25 protein-coding genes are annotated in these 23,411 nt (G+C 53.0%); 14 read left to right on the top strand and 11 right to left on the bottom strand.

Going from position 1 to position 23,411, the window contains the following annotated elements:
• Positions 1–47: 47 nt before the first annotated feature.
• Entirely contained in the window at positions 48–2,429 is a 2,382-nt protein-coding gene (locus tag K3T83_RS41815) for a PEP/pyruvate-binding domain-containing protein (protein WP_220209081.1), read from the bottom strand.
• Positions 2,430–2,441: 12 nt separating this feature from the next.
• Positions 2,442–3,053, bottom strand: a complete 612-nt coding sequence (locus K3T83_RS41810; protein WP_220209080.1) for a TetR/AcrR family transcriptional regulator — start codon at positions 3,051–3,053, stop codon at positions 2,442–2,444.
• Positions 3,054–3,490: 437 nt separating this feature from the next.
• Between K3T83_RS41810 and K3T83_RS41805 the strand changes: the two genes are divergently transcribed.
• Positions 3,491–3,823, top strand: a complete 333-nt coding sequence (locus K3T83_RS41805) for a YciI family protein (protein WP_220209079.1) — start codon at positions 3,491–3,493, stop codon at positions 3,821–3,823.
• 99 nt (positions 3,824–3,922) lie between these two features.
• Here the strand turns inward: K3T83_RS41805 and K3T83_RS41800 are convergent, their stop codons facing one another.
• The 3 genes from K3T83_RS41800 to K3T83_RS41790 all read right to left on the bottom strand — a co-directional run bounded on the left by K3T83_RS41800 (position 3,923) and on the right by K3T83_RS41790 (position 6,391).
• Positions 3,923–4,432, bottom strand: coding sequence for a GyrI-like domain-containing protein (locus tag K3T83_RS41800; RefSeq protein ID WP_220209078.1), 510 nt, complete (start codon positions 4,430–4,432; stop codon positions 3,923–3,925).
• A 120-nt stretch (positions 4,433–4,552) separates the two neighbouring features.
• Positions 4,553–5,398: a MerR family transcriptional regulator gene (locus K3T83_RS41795; protein ID WP_220209077.1), complete on the bottom strand. Its 846-nt coding sequence runs from the start codon at positions 5,396–5,398 to the stop codon at positions 4,553–4,555.
• 144 nt (positions 5,399–5,542) lie between these two features.
• Positions 5,543–6,391, bottom strand: coding sequence for a nucleotidyltransferase domain-containing protein (locus K3T83_RS41790; protein ID WP_220209076.1), 849 nt, complete (start codon positions 6,389–6,391; stop codon positions 5,543–5,545).
• A 172-nt stretch (positions 6,392–6,563) separates the two neighbouring features.
• Here K3T83_RS41790 and K3T83_RS41785 point away from each other — a divergent pair, with 172 nt between their 5' ends.
• From K3T83_RS41785 to K3T83_RS41760, 6 genes are all read left to right on the top strand, one after another.
• The gene (locus tag K3T83_RS41785) at positions 6,564–6,974 is read left to right on the top strand and encodes a MerR family transcriptional regulator (protein ID WP_220209075.1); all 411 of its coding nucleotides are present in this window, start codon (positions 6,564–6,566) and stop codon (positions 6,972–6,974) included.
• Complete coding sequence (locus K3T83_RS41780) at positions 6,961–7,707, top strand: SDR family NAD(P)-dependent oxidoreductase (RefSeq protein WP_220209074.1); 747 nt, start codon at positions 6,961–6,963, stop codon at positions 7,705–7,707. Before K3T83_RS41785 ends, K3T83_RS41780 begins: the two co-directional genes overlap by 14 nt.
• Positions 7,708–7,761: 54 nt before the next feature.
• Entirely contained in the window at positions 7,762–8,802 is a 1,041-nt protein-coding gene (locus K3T83_RS41775; RefSeq protein ID WP_220209073.1) for an aldo/keto reductase, read from the top strand.
• Positions 8,803–8,892: 90 nt separating this feature from the next.
• A complete protein-coding gene (locus K3T83_RS41770) occupies positions 8,893–9,558 on the top strand; it encodes a TMEM175 family protein (protein WP_220209072.1) in 666 nt (221 codons plus the stop codon).
• Positions 9,559–9,699: 141 nt separating this feature from the next.
• Positions 9,700–11,088: a pentapeptide repeat-containing protein gene (locus K3T83_RS41765; protein WP_220209071.1), complete on the top strand. Its 1,389-nt coding sequence runs from the start codon at positions 9,700–9,702 to the stop codon at positions 11,086–11,088.
• 211 nt (positions 11,089–11,299) lie between these two features.
• The gene (locus K3T83_RS41760; protein ID WP_220209070.1) at positions 11,300–12,535 is read left to right on the top strand and encodes a serine hydrolase domain-containing protein; all 1,236 of its coding nucleotides are present in this window, start codon (positions 11,300–11,302) and stop codon (positions 12,533–12,535) included.
• Between the two features lie 5 nt (positions 12,536–12,540).
• On the opposite strand, the gene K3T83_RS41755 is transcribed toward K3T83_RS41760, so the two are convergent.
• The 3 genes from K3T83_RS41755 to K3T83_RS41745 all read right to left on the bottom strand — a co-directional run bounded on the left by K3T83_RS41755 (position 12,541) and on the right by K3T83_RS41745 (position 14,083).
• Positions 12,541–13,023 carry a hypothetical protein gene (locus tag K3T83_RS41755; RefSeq protein WP_220209069.1) on the bottom strand — a complete coding sequence of 161 codons (483 nt, stop codon included), beginning with the start codon at positions 13,021–13,023 and terminating at the stop codon, positions 12,541–12,543.
• A gap of 208 nt (positions 13,024–13,231) precedes the next feature.
• Positions 13,232–13,681: a hypothetical protein gene (locus K3T83_RS41750; RefSeq protein ID WP_220209068.1), complete on the bottom strand. Its 450-nt coding sequence runs from the start codon at positions 13,679–13,681 to the stop codon at positions 13,232–13,234.
• A 261-nt stretch (positions 13,682–13,942) separates the two neighbouring features.
• Positions 13,943–14,083 (bottom strand): hypothetical protein, encoded by a 141-nt coding sequence (locus tag K3T83_RS41745; protein ID WP_220209067.1) that lies wholly within the window; start codon positions 14,081–14,083, stop codon positions 13,943–13,945.
• Between the two features lie 121 nt (positions 14,084–14,204).
• Between K3T83_RS41745 and K3T83_RS41740 the strand changes: the two genes are divergently transcribed.
• Positions 14,205–15,455: an MFS transporter gene (locus K3T83_RS41740; protein WP_220209066.1), complete on the top strand. Its 1,251-nt coding sequence runs from the start codon at positions 14,205–14,207 to the stop codon at positions 15,453–15,455.
• On the opposite strand, the gene K3T83_RS41735 is transcribed toward K3T83_RS41740, so the two are convergent.
• Positions 15,386–16,228, bottom strand: coding sequence for an MBL fold metallo-hydrolase (locus tag K3T83_RS41735; RefSeq protein WP_220209065.1), 843 nt, complete (start codon positions 16,226–16,228; stop codon positions 15,386–15,388). The two genes, K3T83_RS41740 and K3T83_RS41735, sit on opposite strands and share 70 nt — an antisense overlap.
• Before the next feature lie 172 nt (positions 16,229–16,400).
• On the opposite strand from K3T83_RS41735, the gene K3T83_RS41730 reads away from it, so the two are divergent.
• Positions 16,401–16,763, top strand: coding sequence for a winged helix-turn-helix transcriptional regulator (locus K3T83_RS41730; protein WP_220209064.1), 363 nt, complete (start codon positions 16,401–16,403; stop codon positions 16,761–16,763).
• A 71-nt stretch (positions 16,764–16,834) separates the two neighbouring features.
• Here K3T83_RS41730 and K3T83_RS41725 read toward each other — a convergent pair whose 3' ends face one another.
• Positions 16,835–18,142 (bottom strand): NF041680 family putative transposase, encoded by a 1,308-nt coding sequence (locus K3T83_RS41725; RefSeq protein ID WP_220201520.1) that lies wholly within the window; start codon positions 18,140–18,142, stop codon positions 16,835–16,837.
• 257 nt (positions 18,143–18,399) lie between these two features.
• On the opposite strand from K3T83_RS41725, the gene K3T83_RS41720 reads away from it, so the two are divergent.
• Together K3T83_RS41720 and K3T83_RS41715 are read left to right on the top strand one after the other, a co-directional pair.
• On the top strand, positions 18,400–19,449 hold the full coding sequence (locus K3T83_RS41720; RefSeq protein WP_220209063.1) for an alkaline phosphatase family protein: 1,050 nt from the start codon (positions 18,400–18,402) through the stop codon (positions 19,447–19,449).
• Positions 19,450–19,521: 72 nt separating this feature from the next.
• Positions 19,522–20,334 carry a cyclase family protein gene (locus K3T83_RS41715; RefSeq protein ID WP_220209062.1) on the top strand — a complete coding sequence of 271 codons (813 nt, stop codon included), beginning with the start codon at positions 19,522–19,524 and terminating at the stop codon, positions 20,332–20,334.
• Positions 20,335–20,605: 271 nt separating this feature from the next.
• Here K3T83_RS41715 and K3T83_RS41710 read toward each other — a convergent pair whose 3' ends face one another.
• Positions 20,606–20,977: a MerR family transcriptional regulator gene (locus tag K3T83_RS41710; RefSeq protein ID WP_220209061.1), complete on the bottom strand. Its 372-nt coding sequence runs from the start codon at positions 20,975–20,977 to the stop codon at positions 20,606–20,608.
• A gap of 131 nt (positions 20,978–21,108) precedes the next feature.
• Here K3T83_RS41710 and K3T83_RS41705 point away from each other — a divergent pair, with 131 nt between their 5' ends.
• From K3T83_RS41705 to K3T83_RS41695, 3 genes are read left to right on the top strand one after another with little or no spacing between them, the layout of a single operon-like run.
• Positions 21,109–22,050 (top strand): LLM class F420-dependent oxidoreductase, encoded by a 942-nt coding sequence (locus K3T83_RS41705; protein ID WP_220209060.1) that lies wholly within the window; start codon positions 21,109–21,111, stop codon positions 22,048–22,050.
• Between the two features lie 59 nt (positions 22,051–22,109).
• Complete coding sequence (locus K3T83_RS41700) at positions 22,110–22,478, top strand: hypothetical protein (RefSeq protein ID WP_220209059.1); 369 nt, start codon at positions 22,110–22,112, stop codon at positions 22,476–22,478.
• The gene (locus tag K3T83_RS41695) at positions 22,465–23,352 is read left to right on the top strand and encodes an SDR family oxidoreductase (RefSeq protein ID WP_236065186.1); all 888 of its coding nucleotides are present in this window, start codon (positions 22,465–22,467) and stop codon (positions 23,350–23,352) included. Before K3T83_RS41700 ends, K3T83_RS41695 begins: the two co-directional genes overlap by 14 nt.
• Positions 23,353–23,411 lie beyond the last annotated feature (59 nt).

The raw sequence follows: 23,411 nt of genomic DNA, 5'->3' as shown, positions 1-23,411 counted from the left end.
CACTTTCCCCCAGGCTGTGTGCGCACCCCTCCCGATAAATCGGGAAACTACGAAAGAGGTTCCTGCTTTTGATTCGCGAGAAAGACTCGCCCTTGTCCTCCATCAACGATCACCCTGTCGCCTGTTTTCAGTCTGGTAGTGGCATTGCCGCATCCTACTACCGCAGGAATCCCAAGCTCTCTCGCAACTATGGCGGCATGGGACAGAGGCGCTCCTACGTCGGTGATAATGGCGGCAGCCTTTGGGAACAGCGGTGTCCATCCAACGTTGGTCGTTGCTGCCAGCAGAATTTCACCTGATTGCAGCCTTTCGCCTTCTTCGGGACTCGCCAGAAGACGTACATATCCTTCTACTCTCCCTGCTGCCCCGGCATAGCCTTGCAAGGTTTCTGAATCCGCTGGCTTCTCTTGCGGCACCGTTGCGTCATAGTAGTCAAGCCTTCTCTGAGAGTTCTTTGCCCACGTGAACGGATCAAACCGACCGCTGATGACGGACGGAAAGGGCGGGAGGGCTTGATAGGCTGCATAGTTCGCTTTTCTGGCGGGAATATGCTTAACGGCTTCCGCTTTCCCTGCCAGCAGCGCTTCAACCTCATCGCTGTAGAGGAAAAAGACATCATTCCCTATCCCCGTCAATTCACCAGCACACAGCGCGAAAACACGAATCACCCGGTAGACCCGCACAAACTCTGAGCGGACCGCCTCTCTCAGGCGAACGCCTGCGGAAGCCCTGGCGAGTCGGCTCGCAAGCCATTTGCTCTTCCGAGGATAGCGCTGCTCAAAGCGCTTGACGGCTTCTTCATAGGAGGTTTGCTGCTTCAAAAGAAGTTCCTCCGCATTTATATTTGACAGTTTCGTTTCTTCTATCTGTTTTTCCAGCCAATCATCATCTTCTGAAGGATCGGGTATTGATAGCTCGAACTCGTGAGGGCTTCGATGCCCATATTGCATTATGTATTCTTCCCGGCTCATTTTCCCCTTCATCACCTGTGCGATGCCCACCACTGGCCCGAGGCTTGCCAGCGTCTCGCCTCCTCTCAGGTTGGAGAGCAGCGTGCCAGCATCTTCCTTTCCTGCCAGCTTCGTCAGCTTCTCCTCCAGGGTCAAAGCCAGCACCGTTTTGCTACCTCCCACCAGAAGACCCCACCAGGCTCTCTCAGTCGCAGGCTGAAGCTCTTCCTTCCAAATCGCGAGCAGTTCTCCCGTTGTGGTAACGTGTGCGAGGCGTTCCCTCATGCTTCTACACCAATCCGGTGTGTCGGCAAGCAGTTTGGGCAACTTTTTCGAGATAGTCAACATGTTTTTGATAAAATGCAGTATTTTTGGAAACACCTCTTTGATCAGTTGCCCCCGTGAAAACGGATGAACCGGAAGATGGATGTTGGGAGGAATCTGCCCAAAGACCTCGCCGAGCAGGTGCATGCTCCGCTGCGCGGACCAACCATATAAGGCTGTGATAGCGGAGAGTCTCTGGCTCAGGTTGGAGTAAATTCTGCCACAGATATTGCCGGACCATAAATAATAGCCGGGGATCACACTGGATTCTTTGTCAAGCGCTCTGACGATACTCCAGCTCAATGGAGCAACTACGTCGGGAATGGCCTCTCCCACATTGGTATTGACCCACAGGGCATCTTCAGTGCTGCTTTCGTTGATGGCATAGCTGTCCAGATCACCGGATGAGAGGGTGGTGATCGGTCGGGCTTGCAGCAGGTAGAGGGTTCCTTTTGCCACTGCCCATTCAAGATCCAGTGGACAACCCATCTCTCTTTCTAGCCTGCTTGCTGGCTTGTAGAGATGTTTTGCGTAGGGCTTGAACACGCCGGGACCATCATACTTCCCTTCAGGTCTGATCAGCCGAAAAGCAGAAGCATTCGCCTCACCTGAGACCAACGACTCCCCCAATCCTTGCACAAAATTGCCAATCATCGCGGTGAAGCTGCCGGTGATCGGATCAGCCGTAAACAAGACTCCTGAAAGGTCGGAGGGAACCATTACCTGCACGACGGCGGCTATCTGTTGAGGAGACTCCATCCCTTGAGCAGAACGATAAGCCTGCACCCTCTCTGAGTGCCTCGATCTGAAAACGGTTGCGATGGCATTCTCTATCTCTTGATCCGTTTGCACATCCAGCACCGTTTCAAAAGCTCCGGCGTAGGAGGCAGTCGTCGAATCTTCGCCCATCGCCGAGGACCGGACGGCGAATCGTGCTCCTTGCTGCTGCTTTCTGAGGACCGACAAAGCCGCTTGTATCTCGTCCCAGGCTTGTTGATGCAGGTGTTCTCCCTCAAAAGCTGCCGGGAAAACGACAAACCCATCCGGGACAGGATATCCACCCTGAAACATTCTGGCAAGCATGCCGCCCTTTCCACCAGCCAGAGCCTGAAGATCAGGAGTCAACGCTCGAAAACTTTTGACCATCGTTTCCATAAACATTCTCCTCTATAAGGCAATGCCTGAACGAATCATTGCTAGAAACCGATTCCGCTTCTCAAAAAGGCGTTGGAAAGACGCTTCATCCACAATAGCATCATCCACAAACTCTGACAGATATTGTTGCTCGAAATGCTCTATAGTGAGCATAACCAGTTCAAGCGCCTCTCGACGATCCACACCTTCTTTGAGAGGAACTTTTTCAAATAACTGCTCCCAGACAATTCTTTGGCGCGCTATCAGGACACGAGAGGTGGCTGCAAGATCGGCCTTCACTTCTGGCGGGGTCGCATAAAAGGCTTCTCGCAGCACTTTAGAAACGTCGGGATGTTTTTGATAATAGCGGAATTTTCTGAGACTTAATTGTATTCTGGCTTCAAAAAAGTCCTGAGCTTGCGGCAGGGCGTCAATACCCAGTTCCGCTCCCCCAGTGGCAAGGCATTGCTCGACCACCCGCAGATACAGCTCTTTCTTGCTCTCGAAATGATGAAAGATCAAGGCTTTGGATATGCCAGATGCTTCGGCCAACATGGCGGTCGAGGTGTTGGCGTAACCATGACGGGCAAACACCCCCAGACAGACCTCCAGAATGTGGGCTTTCTCATATAGTTTTAAAGGCACAGATTCTCTCACTTTCTTCCTGATACTAACCGACGGTTAGTATAACTATACAGCTTTGCTGACCGATAGTCAATATGGTAAATGAAAATTTCCTCTCAAAAGCGGCAATGCATTTCGTAGTGGAGCGATTATGCGTCTTAACAATTTATAACGGGAAGCTCCCTTCGGTTGTAGTCGCGCGATTCATCGCGCAAGTGGCCCTCAACTGAGGTGGGAAGCGGGACGAGCGCGACTACAACCGAAGGGAGCTTCCCAGATTATTTGGTTAACCTGCATAATCGCGTGGGTGGAGGAGCCTGAGAAGTAGCTCCAACGCGATAAATCTCTCCACTACGAAAACTTTACTGAGGTTTGTTCGTAAAAACTCATAAATCGAAGGGTTCTGTCCAAATCAGGAATACACAATAAATAGCATTGTTCTCAGGAAGGATGTAACCATGCCTCAACAATCCGCCAGCTTTTATAGCGTGATTCGAGAGAGAGGGGAAGGCTGGGATAGCGGACTCCCCATGCGCCAGCAGGCACAATGGGATGAGCATGCAGCATTTATGGATGCACTGGCGGAAGAAGGATTTATTATCCTCGGCGGCCCTCTTGGTGATGGAAAGCAGGTGCAACTGATCATTGTCGCAACCAGCGAGCAGGAAATCGAGGCCCGGCTCGCCGATGACCCCTGGACGCCTCCGGGCCTGTTGCGCATCGCAAAAATCGAACGTTGGGAAATCCTGCTCGGCAAAGATCGAGTCAGGATCGGTTTTCTTGCTCCGTGAGCAGCGCATCGGCGAGGTCAAAGAAATCATATACATAGGGAAGAAGGGATTGTCTATGATAGGGGCTTGCCACACAATGGACAAGCCCCTATCATACGACTATAGAGATTGCTTATCCGCCAGCCGTATTGCAACCTCTGTTTCCCATTTCTCCTGATCTGGCTCGTCCGCAGGGTCGGTGAGGTAGAACTCCACCCGTGCTGCAAACGCCTCGCCATTCTCTACGTCCCATCTATCCCATACGAGACCCTTTTCCGCTCCCCAGTTTAGCAGCGCCCCGTTCCCCTCTATTCCATTCTTGACTCCTGTATAAACAAGTGACGCGTACTGGCCCGCCGGAAGAACGCCCGGACGGACACGATCGCTTCCTGACAAGACACTCGCGACAGGAACCCCCAGTTCAACATCCATTTCTGCTTCCATATTGATGACGTAATACCGCATGAAGGGCGGACCATCTGGAGCCACCTGCGATTGTTGCAGCCAGGCAAACACTTCTCCAAGCAACTGTGGTATCACTCTACTAAACTCTGTCCAGAGTGTCCGGGTTCGTATCCCCACATAGGGCTGTTCCTTGCGATCTTCTAGCTTTGGTTCGGTAATCTTCATAAGTATTTCTGCTCCATATTTGATGGACATCATGTTGAACAAACGTGATGTTAACTCTAGAAAATGAACGATGGTGAACGCTGACTCTGAACGGCTCTTGCAGCCGAGTTGCTAGAGCCATCAGTTTCTATTGACCGCCTTTTCAACAGGGTATTGAACTTCGGTGACATATGATGGATTGTCTCGACGGATTGGCGGCGTGTGGTACAGATTCAATTCGCGATCCGGCCCGACGATGCGATACCCATTGGTCTCGATCCACGCGAGAATCGCCTCATGCGCTTGATTGATAGTATCATAAGAGCCGTGATGGACAGTGGCAGCCATCGTCGCGGCGTGTAACTCGTGAACGCGCATCTGTCCGCTCTCTGGAACAGAGCAGCGCAGCATAAACGCAGCAGCCCCATCGACATCGTGCTCTTTGAACTCAGTATCATACCAGAGCACCAATGTTTGCCCGCCGTTCTCGGGATTGGGACCAAGCGCTTTGCTCACATAAGAACCAATTGCCTCGTACACTTCCCCAAAGAGCATCCCCACTGCGCCGTGATTGGGAAGTATCGTCCGCACTGAGGCAATCAGCAGCGGTTCGACATGCTTCAAAATAACATCATAGGCAGATACTTGCTCCTCTCGTTCTATTTGTTGCAAACGCATTTCAACCTCGGTAAGCTGGCTTTGCGCCTCAACTATCTGCTGATTGATTTGTGCTTGACGCAAGAGCAGCATTCCACGCATCTGCTCCGATGTTACCCCGTCAAGCATTGCGGAAATCTGTTCCAGTGAGAATCCGAGGCCTCTGAGTGCCAGGATGCGATGTAATCTAGGCAGTTGGCTGGCAGAGTAGTAACGGTATCCGGTCGAGCGATCCACCTCGACCGGTTTCAACAAGCCCACTTGATCGTAATAGCGCAAGGTAGGAACAGACACCTGCACCATCTTCGAGAATTCACCAATCCTGATCATCTTTGCCTGCCTTGCCTCCTCTGTCTCAATTCCTGAGTCGCTGATCAAAGTATAAACCCTAAAGCGGCTTGAGAGTCAAGACGTTTGTTCTATACTTTGCAAAATCAGGCAAAAATTCTCGTAACAATTTTCGTGGGGCATTTATCATCGGAACGGGTTTTCTTGCTCCGTGAGCAGCGCATCGGCGAGATCAAAGAAATCATATACATAGGGAAGAGCAGCAGACTGAACGTGTCCACCAATGGCCTCTATCGCGGGTGTCAACTGCTCCATCTCCTGCGCTGTTGCACGCAGCATGGCGATCTGGTCGCGTGGGGCAACAGGAGGCTGCACGCTGGTACGCCACGCTTCATCACCTTTGCGCGTCGTACTCAAACCCAGGAGCCGCTTCATTTCGTCCACATGTCCCTTGAGCATCTCGATCATACTGATTGCGACCCATGCTTCATGGCGCAACGCCTTCTTGACGGCAATATTGCTCATTACCCAGAAGTAGCAGCTCAACCCGGTTGCCCGTTGTGCTTGCTCCGATGGCTGCAATGGCGGGGGCGTTCCCGGTGGATCGAGTTGTTCCTGACGGCTATCCTGTGGAATTGTACCGCGATCAAAGAGCAGTTCAGCGTATTGTGGCAGGCTCGCATCTGATTGCCGTTGCCAGTACCAATCCACCTGCTGCACGCCCGCCTGACCAGGATACAGCGCCATCAAATACGCTCCTCGCGCGGGAGCATTCCCAGGAGATTCCAGGAGCAGCACCGGTTGCCCTAATCGGGTAACGTATTGTTGCCGTTCCTGGCAAAATATTTCAATTTGCTCATCTTCCACGACCACCCACAGATCGATATCGCTCAGCGCATCAGAAGTGCGACGACCACGCGATCCAAAAAGCCACGCCGCGACCACGCGCCGGTCTGCTTGCAAAACCTCTTTAGCATGCTGAAGCAGCGCCTCATGTTCCGAGCGTCGAGTCTGCAAGAGATCAGCAATTGACATGCTATTCTTCCACCTTTTACATTAATATGTGAGAAGAATAATATCATACAACGCTTCAGTCAACAATTGTCCTTTTTATGCTCCAAAATTTTGAAGATCCCATAAACAGGGGCAGAAATATGCCAGTTTCCCCCTTGACCTGGAGCATACTCCAGGTTGTATAGTTTTTTGCATGGAAACAGATTTTTCGATTCAACAGGTGGCACAACAGACGGGGCTAAGTATCGATACCCTGCGTTACTATGAACGCATCGGGCTGATCGAGCCGGTTCAACGTGCATCAAGCGGGCACAGGCGCTATAGTCAGGCCGATCTCAACTGGATCGCGCTGCTGATCGATCTGCGCGAAACTGGTATGCCGCTTGCGCGCATGATCCACTTCGCCCAGTTGCGCCGCCAGGGGGCCGCGACAGCTGCCGAACGTCTGCGCATCCTGGAAGAGCATCAGCAATTTTTAGAGCAACAGATGCAAAAATTGGAGCGGCACAAAGCGGCCTTGCAGCAAAAAATTGCCCATAAGAAAGCGTTTTTAGATCAAAAAGAAAGTATAGCGGAAAGAGAGGGTATCTATGGAGAACAATAAACAAAAAGTCGCGCTTATCACCGGTGCCTCTTCAGGAATTGGGGAGGCAACCGCTCTGACACTGTCAGCACTGGGGATACGAGTTGCGCTGGCTGCACGTCGCGCGGATCGGCTCGAAGCATTGGTTCAGCGCATCACACGGTCAGGAGGCGAGGCGATTGCGTTGATGGCCGATGTGACCGACGAGGTGCAGGTGCAGGCGATGGTGGCGAATACGCATGAGCGTTGGGGCAGACTCGACATTCTGGTGAATAATGCTGGCCTGATGCTGCTTGGTCCTATTGCGGGTGCCAATACCGAAGATTGGCGGCGCATGGTCCAGACCAATGTGCTTGGGCTGCTCTATGCCACACATGCCGCACTCCCACTTATGAAAGCTCAGGGAGGCGGTCATGTCGTTAACATATCGTCCGTTGCCGGACGCATTGCACGCGCTGGCAGTGGCGTTTATAACGTGACGAAGTGGGGCGTCGTCGCTTTTTCGGAGGCGCTGCGACAGGAATGTGTTCCCGACCATATCCGCGTCACCGTGATCGAGCCGGGCGTGGTGGAGACCGATCTGGCAACCCATATCACCAATCCTGCCGCCCGTGAGATCGCGCTACAACGTATACACACGATCAGGTCTTTGCAAAGCGAAGATATCGCGAACGCCATTGCCTACGCCGTGACGCAACCCGCACATGTCAACGTCAACGAAATTCTTATTCGCCCAACCGATCAAGATAGGTAAGCCGAACGTCCATACGACCATTCGACATCTTTAGTAGATGACAGGAGTAAAAATATGACATTATTGAATCAGTATCGCGTGCTGGGACGCAGCGGCTTAAAAGTCTCACTGCTCTGTCTGGGAACGATGACCTTTGGCAACGGAAGCGGCTGGAGCGCCGATGAAGCAACCAGCAAGGCGATTTTTGAGACATATCTTGAGCAAGGAGGAAATTTTATCGATACTGCTGTGAGCTACACAAATGGCTTGAGCGAGACCTTATTGGGCAGATATATAGCGGGCAGACGTGACCAGATCGTGCTGGCGACCAAGTTCGCTGTCAACACGCGGCCCGGCGATCCTAACGCTGGTGGCAACCATCGCAAAAACATTGTGCAGTCCGTCGAAGCCAGCTTACAACGCTTGGGAACCGACTATATCGATCTCTATTACCTGCATATGTGGGACGGTCGAACGCCGGTCGAAGAGATCATGCGAGCGCTGGACGATCTCGTCAGGAGTGGCAAAGTACTCTATCTCGGCATCTCAGATACACCCGCCTGGGAGGTCAGCAGGGCCAATATGCTGGCGGAACTGCGCGGCTGGACGAGCTTTATTGCTTTGCAGATCGAATATAGTCTCGGTCAGCGCACCGGGGAACGAGACCTGCTGCCGATGGCTCGCGAGCTTGGTATCGGCGTGCTGCCCTGGTCGCCGCTGGGTGGTGGCCTCTTCAGCGGGAAGTACTCGCGCAACGATCTTGCCGCTGGTACGGAGAAGGGGACACGCAAAGCGTGGATGCAGCAATTTGGCCGCTTTACCGAGCGCCATCTGACAATCGCCGATATCGTACACAAGATTGCACGCGAGCTTGACGCTACGCCCGCACAGGTGGCGATTGCCTGGACGTTGCAACAACCAGGGGTGATCAGTACGCTGCTCGGAGTTCGTACTTCTGAGCAGTTGCGCGAAAATCTGGGTGCGCTCACTATCACACTTTCCGCCGAACAGCTTCACGAGCTGGATCAGGTCAGTGCCATCGACTATGGCTTTCCCCACGATTTTCTGGCCCGGGTTCGCGCTTCGGCCCTGGATGGAGGCACAACCATCGTTTGATGCGCTTCTGGAGAAGGTTCATCCTTAGTTGTTGTGCTATACTGCCTGACGGTAGAGTGACAACATATTTAAAGAAGGAACGCTTCCCCGATGAGAATGCACTACAACAGATTCGCCGGGCAAAGTCTGGAACGAGTGGCGGCGTTGAGCGATGGCATCTTTGCCGTTGCCATGACGCTGCTCGTCCTCAACCTGACCATCCCTGTTTTGCACGAGCGCCTCACCGAGCAACCGCTCTGGGCCAGCAATGTTATCAACTCCGAAGGTGCCCTGCTGTCGGCGCTCACCCCGCTTTTGCTGCACCTGTTAACCTATTTCATGAGCTTTCTGACACTGGGCATGTTCTGGGTCGGTCAGCAAACGCAACTCAGCCATTTCACACGCAGCGACCGCACGCTCACCTGGCTCCATCTGCTGTTTCTGCTGACGATCACGCTGATGCCATTTTCAACGGCGCTTCTAGCCGAGTTTATTACCTATCGCGTGGCCCTGATCATCTACTGGCTCAACCTGCTCCTGCCCGGCCTCGCGCTGCTGGGAAGCATCCGCTATGCCTGGGGAGCGCAACTGGTGAAAGAGGAGGCGACCAGTGCAGTACGAGCTGCGCTGGAACGGCGCATCGTCGTTGCGCAAATCCTTTACGCCATTGCCGTTCTGCTTTCTATTTTCAACACCTATATCAGTATCGCCATTATCGTTCTCTTGCAACTTAGTTCCGCGATCGCAGGCCGCTTCAGCCCCCTCAATCGGCTGTGATTGGCGCAGACGGTGAAGAAACGATAACCATTTCGCCTATTTCTCCACCGATTTAAACACATCTCTCCTGTTTTATGCTAAACTGGCAAGGAAAACGTTTATACACAGCGAGAGAGAGGCGATAAAGCAAAGTCATGGCGAATGTATTACATTTTTTTCCTGCTCAAGCGTGGCGCTGAAGCATGGAATCAGTGGAGGCGCGAACACAACCGCCGCACCGATCCCAACCGTCCCTATGACGTTGACTTGAGCCATGCCAACTTGAGCAGGGCGGACCTCAGCGAGGCCGAACTCTACAACGCCAAGCTCGATAACGCCAATCTGAGCAGGGCCGATCTGAGAAATGCCGATCTCCGTTTCGCCAACCTCGATTCGGCCAATCTCAGCGGGGCAGACCTGCGCGGAGCTGATCTGACGCAAGCTGATCTCAGCTTTGCCGATCTCAGCAGCGCCAATCTCAGCGGTGCGCAACTGATGTCGGCCAACCTCACCTTTACCACCCTCAGTCACGCCAACCTTTCAGGGGTTAGCCTCGATAACGCTGACCTGAGAGATGCGCGCCTGAACGGGGCCAACCTGACCAATGCCAACCTCGCTTCCGCTCGTCTCAACAATGCCAGGCTCATCTCCGCCAATCTCACTGGTGCCAATCTCAACTTTACTACTTTTCGCGGGGCCAATCTGACCAACGCAAATTTCAACCGCGCCAATCTCAACCATGCCGACTTCAGCCCCGACGATACCAGCCTGGCGTATGTCAGCAATGGCCGCTGGAGAGCGCCGCGACCGATCAGGGTAACATCTTCATGGGTCAATCCCGTTTCGGTCGAACCCGGCAATGCCAGCGTCCAGCGCACCCATTGCGGGGGAGCTGATTTCAAAGAGGCCAAACTGTTTGTGACCAATTTTACCAGTGCCGATCTCAGCAGCGCCGATTTCAGGGGCGTTAACCTCACGATGACCTATCTGAGCCATGCCGACCTCAGCGGGGCAGACCTGCGCGGGGCCGATCTGCACGGCCATTATTCCAGTCATGCCAATTTCAGCCATGCCAACCTCAGCGGGGCCGATCTCAGCCACGCCAATCTGAGTTCGGCAAGGCTCGTGCAGGCGCTTTTGTCACAGGCAGACCTTTCAGGCATCAATTTGAGCCACGCTGACCTCAGCGGAGTCGATTTCAAGGGTCGAAACCTTTCCGTTACCAACCTGAGCTATGCGAATCTGCGCGGAGCCGATCTGCGTGATGCTGATCTGAGCAATACCGATCTACGGGGAGCTGATCTGCGCGAGGCCGATTTGAGCCTTGCCAATCTCAGCCACACCAACTTCGACTCGGCCCGGCTCGTGCGTACGCTGATGATACACGCAAGGCTCAATCACACTCATTTCGTGGGGGCCGATCTGCGCGAGGCCAATTTGCGTGGCGTGCCCTGGCTGCTGCTCATGGAGATCTCTTTGCAGGAGGGCGTCAACCTGCTCGATACCCAATGGGACAAAGAAGACGATTCGAAAATCCCCTTCCCGTCGTAGAAAATCCTCCGAGGTGTCCCCGAATATGGCAGGGGCGACGGCCTGTCCTCGCCCTGGTTCACAATACGCAAAATGTGCAAAACGGGCAAGGACAGGCCGTCGCCCCTGCCATATTCGGGATATATCAACGCGAGCAGATCCTTGACATTACAAAATAAATTAGAATATACTGTTCTCAATCCAAATTATTTTGTAATGTCAGGGATTTTCTATGAGCAACACGAACAACATACAGTCTGATGGATTTTCACGAGAGCGTCTGGATCGTCTGAGCAGCACGCTAGAGGGATACGTCGAACGCGGCGAGGTTGCGGGAGTTGTAACTCTGCTACATCGTCGTGGAGTACTTGCGCATGTCGATACTATCGGCTGGCAGGATCGGGAGGCACGGCTTCCGATGCGGCGCGACACCCTGTTCCGTATTGCCTCTATGACCAAACCGATCACCGCCGTTGCAGCTCTAACGCTGGTAGAAGAGGGTCGTATCCACCTGCACGATTCGCTCGATGCATGGCTACCGGAATTGGCAGGCAGGGTAGTGCTGCGCGATCCGAACGGCTCGCTTGACGAGCGTTATCCTTCTCCGCGCCCGATTACATTACATGACCTGCTGACCTATCGCCTGGGCATCGGCTGGGGAAAATCCCTGCTCGCGCCGCGTATCTTCAGCCTGTTTACATCGCCGCTTGCCGATATTCTGACGCTGGGCATTCCTGAACAGCTCGATCCTGATGCATGGATGGATCGTCTGGGCACATTTCCACTGCTCTATGCACCGGGCGAGCGCTGGCTCTATCACGTGGCCTCCGACGTGCTGGGAGTACTGATCGCGCGTGTTGCCAATATGCCGTTTGAGACATTTCTGCGCCAGCGGCTTTTTGAGCCGCTCGGCATGGTTGATACCAGCTTCTCGGTGCCACCAGAAAAGCGCCAGCGGCTCGCGGTCGCTTACAGATCAACACCAGCGGGAGCGCTTGTAGTGAAGGATCATCCACAGACGACCGCCTGGGCTGATGCACCACTCTTTCCCTCCGGTGGCGGCGGGCTGATCTCGACGGTTGATGACTATCTGAGCTTTAGTCGCATGCTGTTAAACCAGGGCGAACTCGATGGGGTACGCATCCTCTCGCGTGAGATGGTGGAGGCAATGACGACCGATTATCTCACGCCGGAACAACACGCGCATATCATCTTCGATCAACAGATGTGGATCAATCAGGGATTTGGCTATGGCGTAGCGGTACAGACCCGACCGATTGGACCGGGGCCAGCCGTTGGCACCTTTTCCTGGCCTGGAGCACTCGGAACCGCATGGTATGCCGACCCACAAAACGATCTGATCGCGATTCAGATGATTCAGCTTGTGGACGCAGTGCGAGGAGCGGAATGGCGCAACAAAATAGGTGAGGATTTCCTGACCCTCACCTATCAAGCAATCAGCGATTAATGCCTTCACTGCTGCATGGGAGGCATCTGCTCAGGATATTGCGCCTGGGGCTGCTCGTAGGGCGTCTGTGGCGGGTAATAATATTGCTCTTCGGGCTGCTTCTCCTGCGGCTGGCTAGCTGCGTACCCCTGCTCATAGCCGCGCGGCTCCGCTTCTGGATGGCTATATGGTTGCTGTTGTGGTGGCTGCTGCGGCTGATAATAGGGTGGCTGCTGATAGTTCTGATAGGAACGGCGCGCATTCGCACGAATGACCCAGAAGACCAGGCCGCACACGGCGATAGCGGTCAATGCAATAGCAATCCCCTTCCCGAGCGAAGGGAGGGCAAAGAAAAAGATAGCGGCCAGAACGAATGGGCCGATGAACCAGCGTCCTGGCCTTCTATAGCGATATCCATATTGATAATATGCTGCTCTTTGAGCATGACGAGCGGCCCTGGCAGCGTGACGGGCAGCTCTGCGTGCATCTCGTGGGTCTCCGTACCACATCGTATACTCCTGTATATATGCTAAAAAAGACGTATGCAAGCACCCAGGACGAGGGCAAGCCATCGCCCCTGCCATATTCGGCCTCACCCTGGAAGATTTCATGGATTCACCAATTATATACTTGCTGGCATGTCTCTCTGGCGATCTTACCATCTCACTTGTAGTATACGATATATCGGAGTCAAAGTTCTACATTTTGTGAACGGATTTACGCGCGCACTGACTTCTTTCTACCCATTGCCCAGACGCCATAGTGCCAATAGATCCACCACATCCAGCAAGCGAGCGCAACCTGCAACAGCCCAACCCCTGCACGAGACAGGATATACCAGGCGGGTGCAGTCTCAGGTAGCAGGCCGTTCAACTGCAAGATTGCTGCGGGAACTTGCAGAGTCGAACAGGTGAAATCTATGAGCAGCAGCCAGAAGAGCCAGCGCCACCGTCGCACAATGCCAACGATCATCAGCCCGATCAGAAGCAGTAGAAGCAGCACAAACGCACTCGCCACCAGGGGATAACGCCCTGTCGCCTGGGATAGTTTGAGGCCGTCCGTAATGATGATAGGATCAACGATATATGCCACGACAATAAACAGAGCGCAAAAGACGAAAAAGGCGATCAGCGCCTGTTGCAATCGGTTGCTAATCATTTGATTCACAATGTTCCTCGCTTCCTTGAAATCTGAACAATTTTGTAATGGTCGAACATTCATTGTTTTGAATATACATTCATTCATAATGGTATAGTAAGAATTGCGTCACGTCAAGGATGGAACGTTGAGGTGTTCGAGGGGAAAATGTGTGTAAATCGATACCGACCGCGCCAATTATTATAAAGTACGAGTCAAGCCTTCCGCATCGTGCAAAAGGCCGATGTTTTCGCGTGTGAGCGCAGCTACAATTGAGATGTTTTCACTTTGTCAAACCTCTTTCGTTGATGCAACCAGAACATCCTGCGGGGGTATGATCGGATATGGCAGGGGCGAAGGCTTGTCCTCGCCCGGCTCCCCAGGCGCATCGGTGCGGGCCGCCGGGCGAGGACAAGCCTTCGCCCCTGCCATATCCGGCTGCCGCTTTCTTTGCGGATGAGGTTGGACAAAGTAGTAGTTGCGCAATAAATCGCGAAATCGAGTAATGTGCGATTTATTGCGCAACTACGATCGATGAATGATAGGAGATTCCATGTCAACCCGTCAACAGCTAGTCAGGCGCAATATTTTGCTCTTTTCTATTGGGAGCTTTCTGAGTAATTTTCGGTTGAATGCATCCATTTTGATTATTTACTTTCAACAACAAACAGGCTCGCTCACGGCTGCCATGTCGTTGGGAGCATGTCTGATGATTGGCGCATCGCTGCTGGATATTCCCACAGGTGCCCTTGCCGATATTTTTGGACGCAAGACGCTGCTGGTGCTGAGCTGGATCTGCGGCTTTGTGCATCTCACGTTGCTGGCAATTGGCGGCAGCTATGGTATTTTGCTCGTCGGCATGCTAGTAGGCTCAGCTGGGATGGCACTTGGGAGCGGAGCCGATGCCGCCATGCTCTACGACAGCCTGGCAGAGCTTGGTCGTGAGCATGACTATCAGAAAATCAGTGGGCGAGCCAACGGACTGCTGACGCTGGCACTGGGTGTGGCGGCCCCGCTGGGAAGCATGCTGGCGAGTACTTCGCTGGCGCTCCCTTTCTGGGCACAACTGCTGCCCCAGGCGCTCGGCTTGCTCCTCGTCCTTCTGATGGTCGAACCAGCATACCATAAACCCCAACAAAAGAACCTGCTACTCCATACATGGCGCTCCACTGGTAACATCATAAGGAACGGACAGGTTATCGTGATTATGCTGATGAGCGCGAGTTTCTATGCAATTGGTGAGAATATCGCCGCACTCATGCCCGAGTGGTACGCGCTCAATATCTCACTGCCGCTGGTTGGAGTGGCATTTACGGCGACCTATCTGCTCAGCGCCGCCGGATTTTTCCTGTCCGATGCTGTAAGCAGGCGCATGGGAAGTCTGATCGCGCTCACGCTCGCCACGATCTATCCAGTCGCGGGAATGGTTGTGGCAACACTGCTTGCCGGTCCCCTGGCAGTGCTGTGCGTCGTTTCAACCGCCTTCTTGAGCGGCGTGCGCTGGCCGCTGCTGGACTTTTTGTTGCAACAGCAGATAGAGGCAAAGCAGCGTGCCACCATCAGTTCTTTTCAGGGAGTGCTGCAACGCGGCCTCTTTGCCTTGATCGCTCTACTGCTGGGAATGCTGGCTGACACATTCGGCGTTGTGCAGGGGATTCGCTGGGCCGCGTTGCTGTTGCTTGTGAATATCGTCGGGATATGGTTCCTGAGGAAACCACATACGGGCCGGTTTTCTCACACCTCCTGCCAGCGGAACGTATCCTGCACAGGAATCAAGCGACCAAAGACGGAGCCGGAGAGATGAGTGCCGATGCCAATCGTTGCCGGTTTTGCCAGTTCACGCAGCATCCATTGGCGAGCTTGCTTTGCTCGTTCATAATCGCGGTCGAATGTGTTGGACCACTCAGGATGCTCCATCTGTACCGCGCTATGAAACGTATCACCCAACAAAATGGCCCGTTGCTGACCCACAGCAATCAGGAGCGAGGAATGGCCAGCCGTATGTCCGGGCGTGGCAAGAATCGTAACGCCGGGTACAAGCTGCTCCCCAGCTGCTACTAGCTTGATTCGCGGCTCCAGCAGACGTAGCGCATCTTCGACGCCTGCTCTATTCTCAGCGGGATCGTCGAAGCGGTGCCACTCGGCGTCCCGGATCAGGTAACGGGCATTCGGAAATGTCTGAACACGCTGTCCATCAACATTTCGTCCTACCCAACCGACATGATCCGAATGCAAATGAGTGAAAAAGACGCTATCGATATCGGACGGATCAAGTCTGGCAAGCTTGAGGCTTGAAAGCAACTCGCCACCTTGCACCTTAAATGGTCCCCGCTCGAATGATCCAGGTCCGAAACCAGCGTCAACCAGCAACGCGTGCCCAGGAGTCTGTATGATATAGGCACCGAGGCTCCCCACCAGCTTTCCCTCGCTATCAAGCAACCCCCGATAGCGCTGCCAATCAGCGACGGTACTTGTAGGAAACATCGCCATCGGATCAAGCGATAGGAGGCCGTCGGGTAGATAGGTAATACGGATGTCATTCAGAGTATTTGATTGAAATGCCGCTGCATGTACCATTGTATTGTTCCCTTTTCATCTTTTTGCTCAACTGATACTCTGCTTGCAAGATCGTATGAGCATCAGTTCCGTTGCTATTGTAGAGGAGAGAGGATACTATTGGAAGTACGCAACACTTTTCTATATAGTTTCCAATAGAATCTATCTATCTTTTTGTAAGTGAAGGAATACAATGGGCACACAACGAACGGGCGAGGATTGTATGTCCTCCATTCGCACCGTATTACATATTCTAGGGGGAAAGTGGTCCTTCCTGGTGCTGGCACAACTCTATATCCGTCCGCGCCGCTTCAATCAATTGTTGAGAGCATTAGATGATATCAGTACTAAAGCCTTAACTGATACTCTCCGACATTTAGAGCGCAACGAAATCATCCGGCGCGAAGTCACTCCCACCGTACCAATCACCGTCGAATATTCGCTCACCGAGAAGGGGAAGGCGTTTCGTGTCGTGCTGAGCGAAATGAACCATTGGATGCAGATGTGGGGAAAACAGGAAGAATATATAGATAAGGAATATTCTTGTTTAAACTAACAGCTTTTTACGGAAGACGGCAAGCCGTTCCGTGAAAAGAGCGAAAACGCATGAAAAAGCCAATCAGCTGTCTATTTTGGGACCAGTGGAGGCACTTTCGGCTTCTGATGAATGATGTGAAAGCGCTCAGCTTTGCGAATCGTGGCCCCTTTAGGTCTCCCTGGCGATTTTCCGCGAGGTCGTGGAGAACGAGCAGGAGTGCCCAATTGTGGCAACAATTTGCTCATCGCTCGACGCACCTGTTGCGGGGAAAGCTCGCGGTGTCGGTTTTCCCACGGGCGAAGCTGAGGAGTAACCAAGTAACGAGAAAGCACCAGCACATTGTGGGCAATTGCCACCAGATGGCTCCAGCGCTCAAACTGTTCTGGGGTCCGCAACTTGGGCTTGTCCCACAGCAGACTTTGTTTGTCAAAACGATACCCATGTTCTTGGCTGAAGCGATGGACGTAGCTCAGAGTGGCGGCAGGCAGATCAGCGCTTGCTTGTCCAATCCAGACAAACCAACTGACTCGTGGATCACACTTGGTTCGCTTGGCCTGTGGGCGTTCCACGCGGATCACGCACAGCTTCAACCAGCCAGCCTCCTTGAGCGTGAGCTTGTGCCACCAACGCAGTTGCACCGGGCGTCCAACAGTATCAGAGCCAGACCACGTGCCGTCTGGGTCGCTGTGCGTTGTCACATCGCAGGGCTGCAATTTCTCTCCGCGTTTGCGTGGGGCACCACGTTTGCCTGTTGGCGCTGGAGCTGGACGGTAAAAACAGCGATTCTTCTTGAGTCGAATCAACGTGCCTTGAACGGGCAAGGTACTCAATTGACACCACAACCAAGCAGAATCATAGCCCCGATCCATCAAAATGATCGTGTCAGTCGGCAACTGGGGAGCAAGCTCCCTCAACTGCGTCCAAGCCATCTGCTGAGCAGTGATCGCGGTCTCGATCCTCTGCACCGAGAGGACATAGGTCCAACTACTAGGCTGCTCCGGCAATGCCACCACCGTCGAAAATTGCCAGCCATACGTCCTGGCCGTTTCGCCTTCCGGCAAATTGTGAACCATTTGGGCGCTGCGATCTGCCGAGGTGACAGCTTTCGGACGGGCGATCCCGGTGGCATCCACCGCCAAGCGCAAGGGAGAACAAGAGGCTGGGCGGAAGTTTACCAAGACCTCTCGCAGGTGCTTTTCATTGATGCGCCCATCTTCCAGCGCTTCGTAGACGCTTCCCCAGCCCCGCTCAAAATGCGGAGACAGCGACAATTCTGGCAACGAGTGCGCTCGATCCTCTGTCACCAATGCATCCAACAGATTGAACAGGGCATCTTTGGCCCGTTCCAACGTCCCATACACCGCGTGACGAAAGGCTTTGAGTGTGTTAAGGTGCATACGAGTTTTGCTCCTTGTATCTTTGGGTTGATACTGGAACTTTACTCGGTTGAGCGACCTTTCGCAAGATCGGTCGCTCTCTTTTGCTCCGTTAGTTTAAACAAGAAAGGAATAGCAGTTGTTGATGAAAAGCGGAATCATGATACAATCATATCTGCGCAAATTTGAGAGAACCTCAGTTCATATCCTGATGGCAAGGGGTCGATGGATATACATATTGATGATGTCATATATTCTGTTGAAGGAAATGAGAGATTATGTATTGCTGGAATGCGCGTTCACCGCTGCATCGTCTGCTCGTGCGCGCTCCGTTGCTGGGGCTGATCGTTGTGCTGCTGCTCAGCGGGTGTTCCTCGCTACAGCGGATGCAGCAAACAAGCACATCAGGCAGCATAGAGAGTGGAGTTCCTACGACTCCCGTTGTACCGACTAACCCGGTCGCAACGCCCGTTCCTGGCGCACCGCTCACGATCTTCGTGATTCTGATGGAGAATCACGATTGGCGCGATATTCAGGGTAGTTCCTCAGCTCCCTATATCAATAATGTCCTGCTGCCCCAGGCGTCCTACGCTCAACAATACTACAATCCGCCCGGCGTGCATCCCAGCGAACCGAACTATCTCTGGCTTGAAGCTGGCATGAATTTCAGAGTTATTGATGATGCGCCGCCTGCTGTCCATCATTTCGGCGCTAGCAATCATCTCGTGACATTACTGCAACATGCGCATATCTCGTGGAAATCCTATCAAGAAGATATTGACGGTACAACATGTCCGCTGGAAAGCGTCAACGACTATGCCCCCAAGCACAATCCAATGGTCTTTTTTGATGACGTGACCAGGGGCAACGATCCACACTCGGCCAACTGCATTGCCCATATTCGACCCTATAGCGAGCTGGCAAACGATCTCAAACAGGGGAATGCGGCGCGCTATAACTTTATAACGCCCAATCTCTGCAATGATATGCACAATTCCTGCTCTCCCACGAATGATTCCATCCGTCAGGGAGACGCGTGGTTGCAACAGCAGATTCCACTCATTCAAGAATCGCGCGCGTATCAACAGGGCGGCATCATCTTTATTACATGGGACGAAGGCGAGGGCGACGATGGGCCAATTGGTCTGCTAACGCTCTCCCCATATGCGAAGGGGCGGGGCTACACAAATACGCTCCATTACACCCATAGCTCACTTTTACGCACAGTGCAAGAACTGTATGGCGTGACGCCGCTGCTGGGCGATGCCGCACAAGCAACCGATCTACGCGACCTTTTCAGTACCTTTCCAACGCCAGCGAAAAAGTGAGATTATTTGACTCATTTTTTGTGCAAATCGTAGAATACAGACAGTTGTGCATCAACGGAAAGGATCACGCATATGGACAATGGACAGTTCTTTGATATGTTCTCTCATCTGCACGTCTACGATCTCGAACAGCCGCGCTATGCAGGCGCGCCGATCCACCCTTCCCACGTGCCGGGCTTTATTTACACACTGCATCGTCACCACGAGGCGGGAACGGGCGAGGCGCGCAGCAGCGCTTCGGGCATCATGTATGCTGCTGAACATTCTGGCACGCACATTGACGCGCTCTGCCATCAGGCCGAGAATCTCACTTTACATGGTGGCCGCGAGATTACGCCGAAGCTGCAAACCTCAACCGGCTTTACCGAACTGGGCGCGGAGACGATTGCGCCGATCAGAAGTCGAGGCGTGCTGCTCGATATCGCCGGCTATCGTGGCGTCGATTGGATCGATGGTGATCATCCCATCACTCAGGCGGATTTAGAAGGGGCCAGTCGTCAACAAGGGACCGCCATTCGTCAGGGCGATGTAGTGCTGGTGCGCACGGGCAATGGGAGCCGCTGGAACGATGCGAAGGGCTATCTCAAAGCGGGCGGTGTCGAGGGCGCAGCCTCTCAGTGGCTTGCCGAACAGCAGGTGCAGGCAGTAGGGGCCGACAATATGGCCTGGGATTCGATGGGAACAGTCGATCCCACGCTCCACGTCTCCTTGCCCGGACACCTTATTCTGCTGGTTCGACACGGCATTTATATCATCGAGAATCTCTTTCTGGAAGAACTGGCGCGCGATCAGATCTACGAGTTTCTTTTCGTCTGCCTGCCGCTCAAGATGCGAGGCGCGACTGGCTCACCTGTGCGCCCGATAGCTATTGCGCCCAATCTCTGACAGCAATAAGCACAAGATCCGAGAAGTTTTTTCTACTCCGTAGTGGTATAGCAAAAGAACAAACGTTCTCAATTCAATTTGCACATATACGACAAAAGGAGAGATACTCATATGACAGCGCGTTTAGATCTTGCCATGATTCTGGTGCAGGATATGCCGTTTGTAGTGAGCACTCATAATGATCTGGTTTCCCTTTGAAACAAAGCAGGTGCAGGCTCCATCCAGATAAAAGGTGATTGTCAACACACAAGCATTGGCGCAGTTGTCGTAACTAAACAGAGGCATTTTCTTCCTGAAGCATTTCCGCCAATTTGCTGGTGAGGTAGGTCTGAACGCGCTCCAATTCGGCGATTTTCTCGCCAGTAGCAGCGATCTTTCGTTGAAGAAACGTCACTGCCTTCTGAGTGACCAGCCCATCTGCTGCATTACAGGCTTCGTCAAGCTCTTTGAACTCGGCTAAGGTGAAACCAGCTGCCTGGACCTCTTTGATCATCAGAAGATGCTCAACTGTCTCCTCGCAATAGTCGCGATAGTTATTTTCCCCACGTTGTACATAGCGCGCATCAAGCAGCCCTTTCTGCTCATAAAAGCGAATGGTGGAAGCCATCAGACCGGTCTTTTTTGCCAGTTCGTTGATTTTCATGAGAAATCTCCCTCAAAAGGACTTGACCTTCAAGTATACTTTATCGTTTACACTCTAAACGTCGAGCAGCACAGTGTCAAGTGCAAAATGACAGAGAGCTTTTTCTGCTCGAAAAAAAGAAGGAGTTCAGGATGTCTCTCACCTATGGAGTGCAACTGCCACAAGGTTGGTTGATGGACCTGGTAGGGATCAGCGATCCCATAGAAGCCTATGAAACGATGACCCGCGTGGCACAAACGGCGGAAGAGTGCGGATATGAGTCGGTCTGGCTGGTTGACCATTTTCATACAGTTCCCTTGCCGTCCCAGGAAGTGACCTTTGAGTGCTGGACCAGTGCGGCAGCCCTGGCACGCAATACGACGCGTATACGTATTGGGCAGATGGTCACCTGCAATGGCTATCGCAATCCCGCGTTGCTGGCAAAGATGGCGAGTACACTCGATGTGCTCTCACACGGACGGCTCAATTTTGGCATCGGAGCTGGATGGTACGAACACGAGTATCGCGCCTACGGCTACGACTATCCCGAGGCTCCTGAACGCTTGCGGTATCTGCGCGAAGCGGTCCAGGTCATTCTCGCTATGTGGACGCAGGACGAGGCTACCTTTGAAGGAAAATACTATCAGGTGCGTGGTGCTATTAATCAGCCCAAGGGCGTGCAGAAACCACATATCCCCCTGCTGATTGGGGGCAGCGGCGAGAAAGTCACGCTGAAACTGGTGGCCCAATACGCAGATGCTTGTAACGTGGCAGGCGATCCAGCCACAGTGGCACACAAATTTGCGCTGCTCAAAGAGCATTGCGAGATCGTTGGGCGCGACTATGAGAGTATCCGACGCACTCTCAGCACGATGGTGGTCATCGCTGATACCGATGAGCAGGCCATTGCCCTGATGCCTGCAATGTTTCAATCTCAAACGCAGATCGATATGGCACTGGTTGGCACCCTTGAGACGGTCCGCGCACGCCTCAAGGCATATGAGGCGGCGGGTGTGCAGGAACTCATCATCATCTTCCCCGATGCTCTCCAGCAAGATTCGATCCGCCGCTTTGCTCAAGCATTTATCGCCTGAGCCAGTTATCAACCAAATCATGGATTTCCTCCCCTTTTGAGGAGAAAGGCAACAACAAGATGAAACTCGAACAGATGATAAACGATACCCAGGAGTTGTCACAGCGTTTTCATGAGGTAGTCGGGCCGTGGGAGAGGAGCCTGCTGGTGACGCACCTGGCCGCTGTAGTTGGAAGGCTGGCCGACGATGTAATGATCATCGAAGGCAAGCTCGCGATACCTTTAGAGAACGCGCGTCTTGCTCGCAATATCGCGGATGCATTGACCCAACTAATCAGGCTCAGTAATAGCTACCAGATCAATCTTGAGCGGGCCTGGGAAGAACTGCTTGAGGAAGCACGTTCGGGTTTGGGCAATGAGGCATTTGTAGCCATGATGCGCGACACCATTCGCCAGAATCAGACGGGAAATACAGATGATGGCAAATAACACCATGCAGGGAAAAGTATGCCTGGTGACAGGCAGCAGTTCAGGGATTGGTAAGGTAACAGCCAAAGAATTTGCCAGGATGGGCGCGACAGTGGTCATGGTTTGTCGCAATCGTGGAAAAGGAGAAGCAGCACAAGCAGAGATCAAAGAGGCGAGCGGAAACGCTCAGGTGGATCTGATCGTTGCGGACCTCTCCGAGCTTTCCCAAGTACGTCGCGTGGCCAACGAGTTCAAACAGCGCTATACACAGCTTCACGTGCTTATCAATAATGCTGGAGGAATTAATAGCGAGCACAAGATTACTGCTGACGGGCTAGAGTACACTTTTACAACGAATTATCTGGCTCCATTTCTGCTCACCCATCTCCTACTAGACGTGCTGAAGGCCAGCGCACCAGCGCGCATCGTGAATGTCAGTTCTATCGCGCATACCCAAGGAAAGATAGATTTTGCTGATCTCCAGGGGACGCAGAGATATAGCTTCGGGAAAGCTTATGGCCAGTCTAAACTGGCGCAGATCTACTTTACCTATGAACTGGCGAGTCAGCTTGAAGGGACTGGTGTTACTGTCAACGCGCTGCATCCTGGCGTGATTGCTTCCAACTTTAACGATGGCTTGAAAGGTATTACGCATGTCATTGGGGGAGTGATCTACTTCTTTGTTGGGAGAAATGTCGAGAAAGGAGCGCAGACAACACTCTACCTGGCAACCTCGCCTGAGATTGAGAGAGTGAGCGGGAAGTACTTTTCTGACTGCAAGCAGACTCCTTCTTCCAAGCTTTCCTATGATGTGATAATACGCCAACGTCTCTGGAACATCTCTGAGGAGTTGATTCGTCAGCACACGTTTTCCCAGCTCGCTCTGGAAAAATAACCCGAGATGGAATCAGGTATGAAACGTATTACAAGCGTTTCACGGATATGCGTTTATGA

Source organism: Reticulibacter mediterranei (genome assembly GCF_016587455.1).
This window is presented reverse-complemented; position numbering and strand designations above follow the sequence as displayed.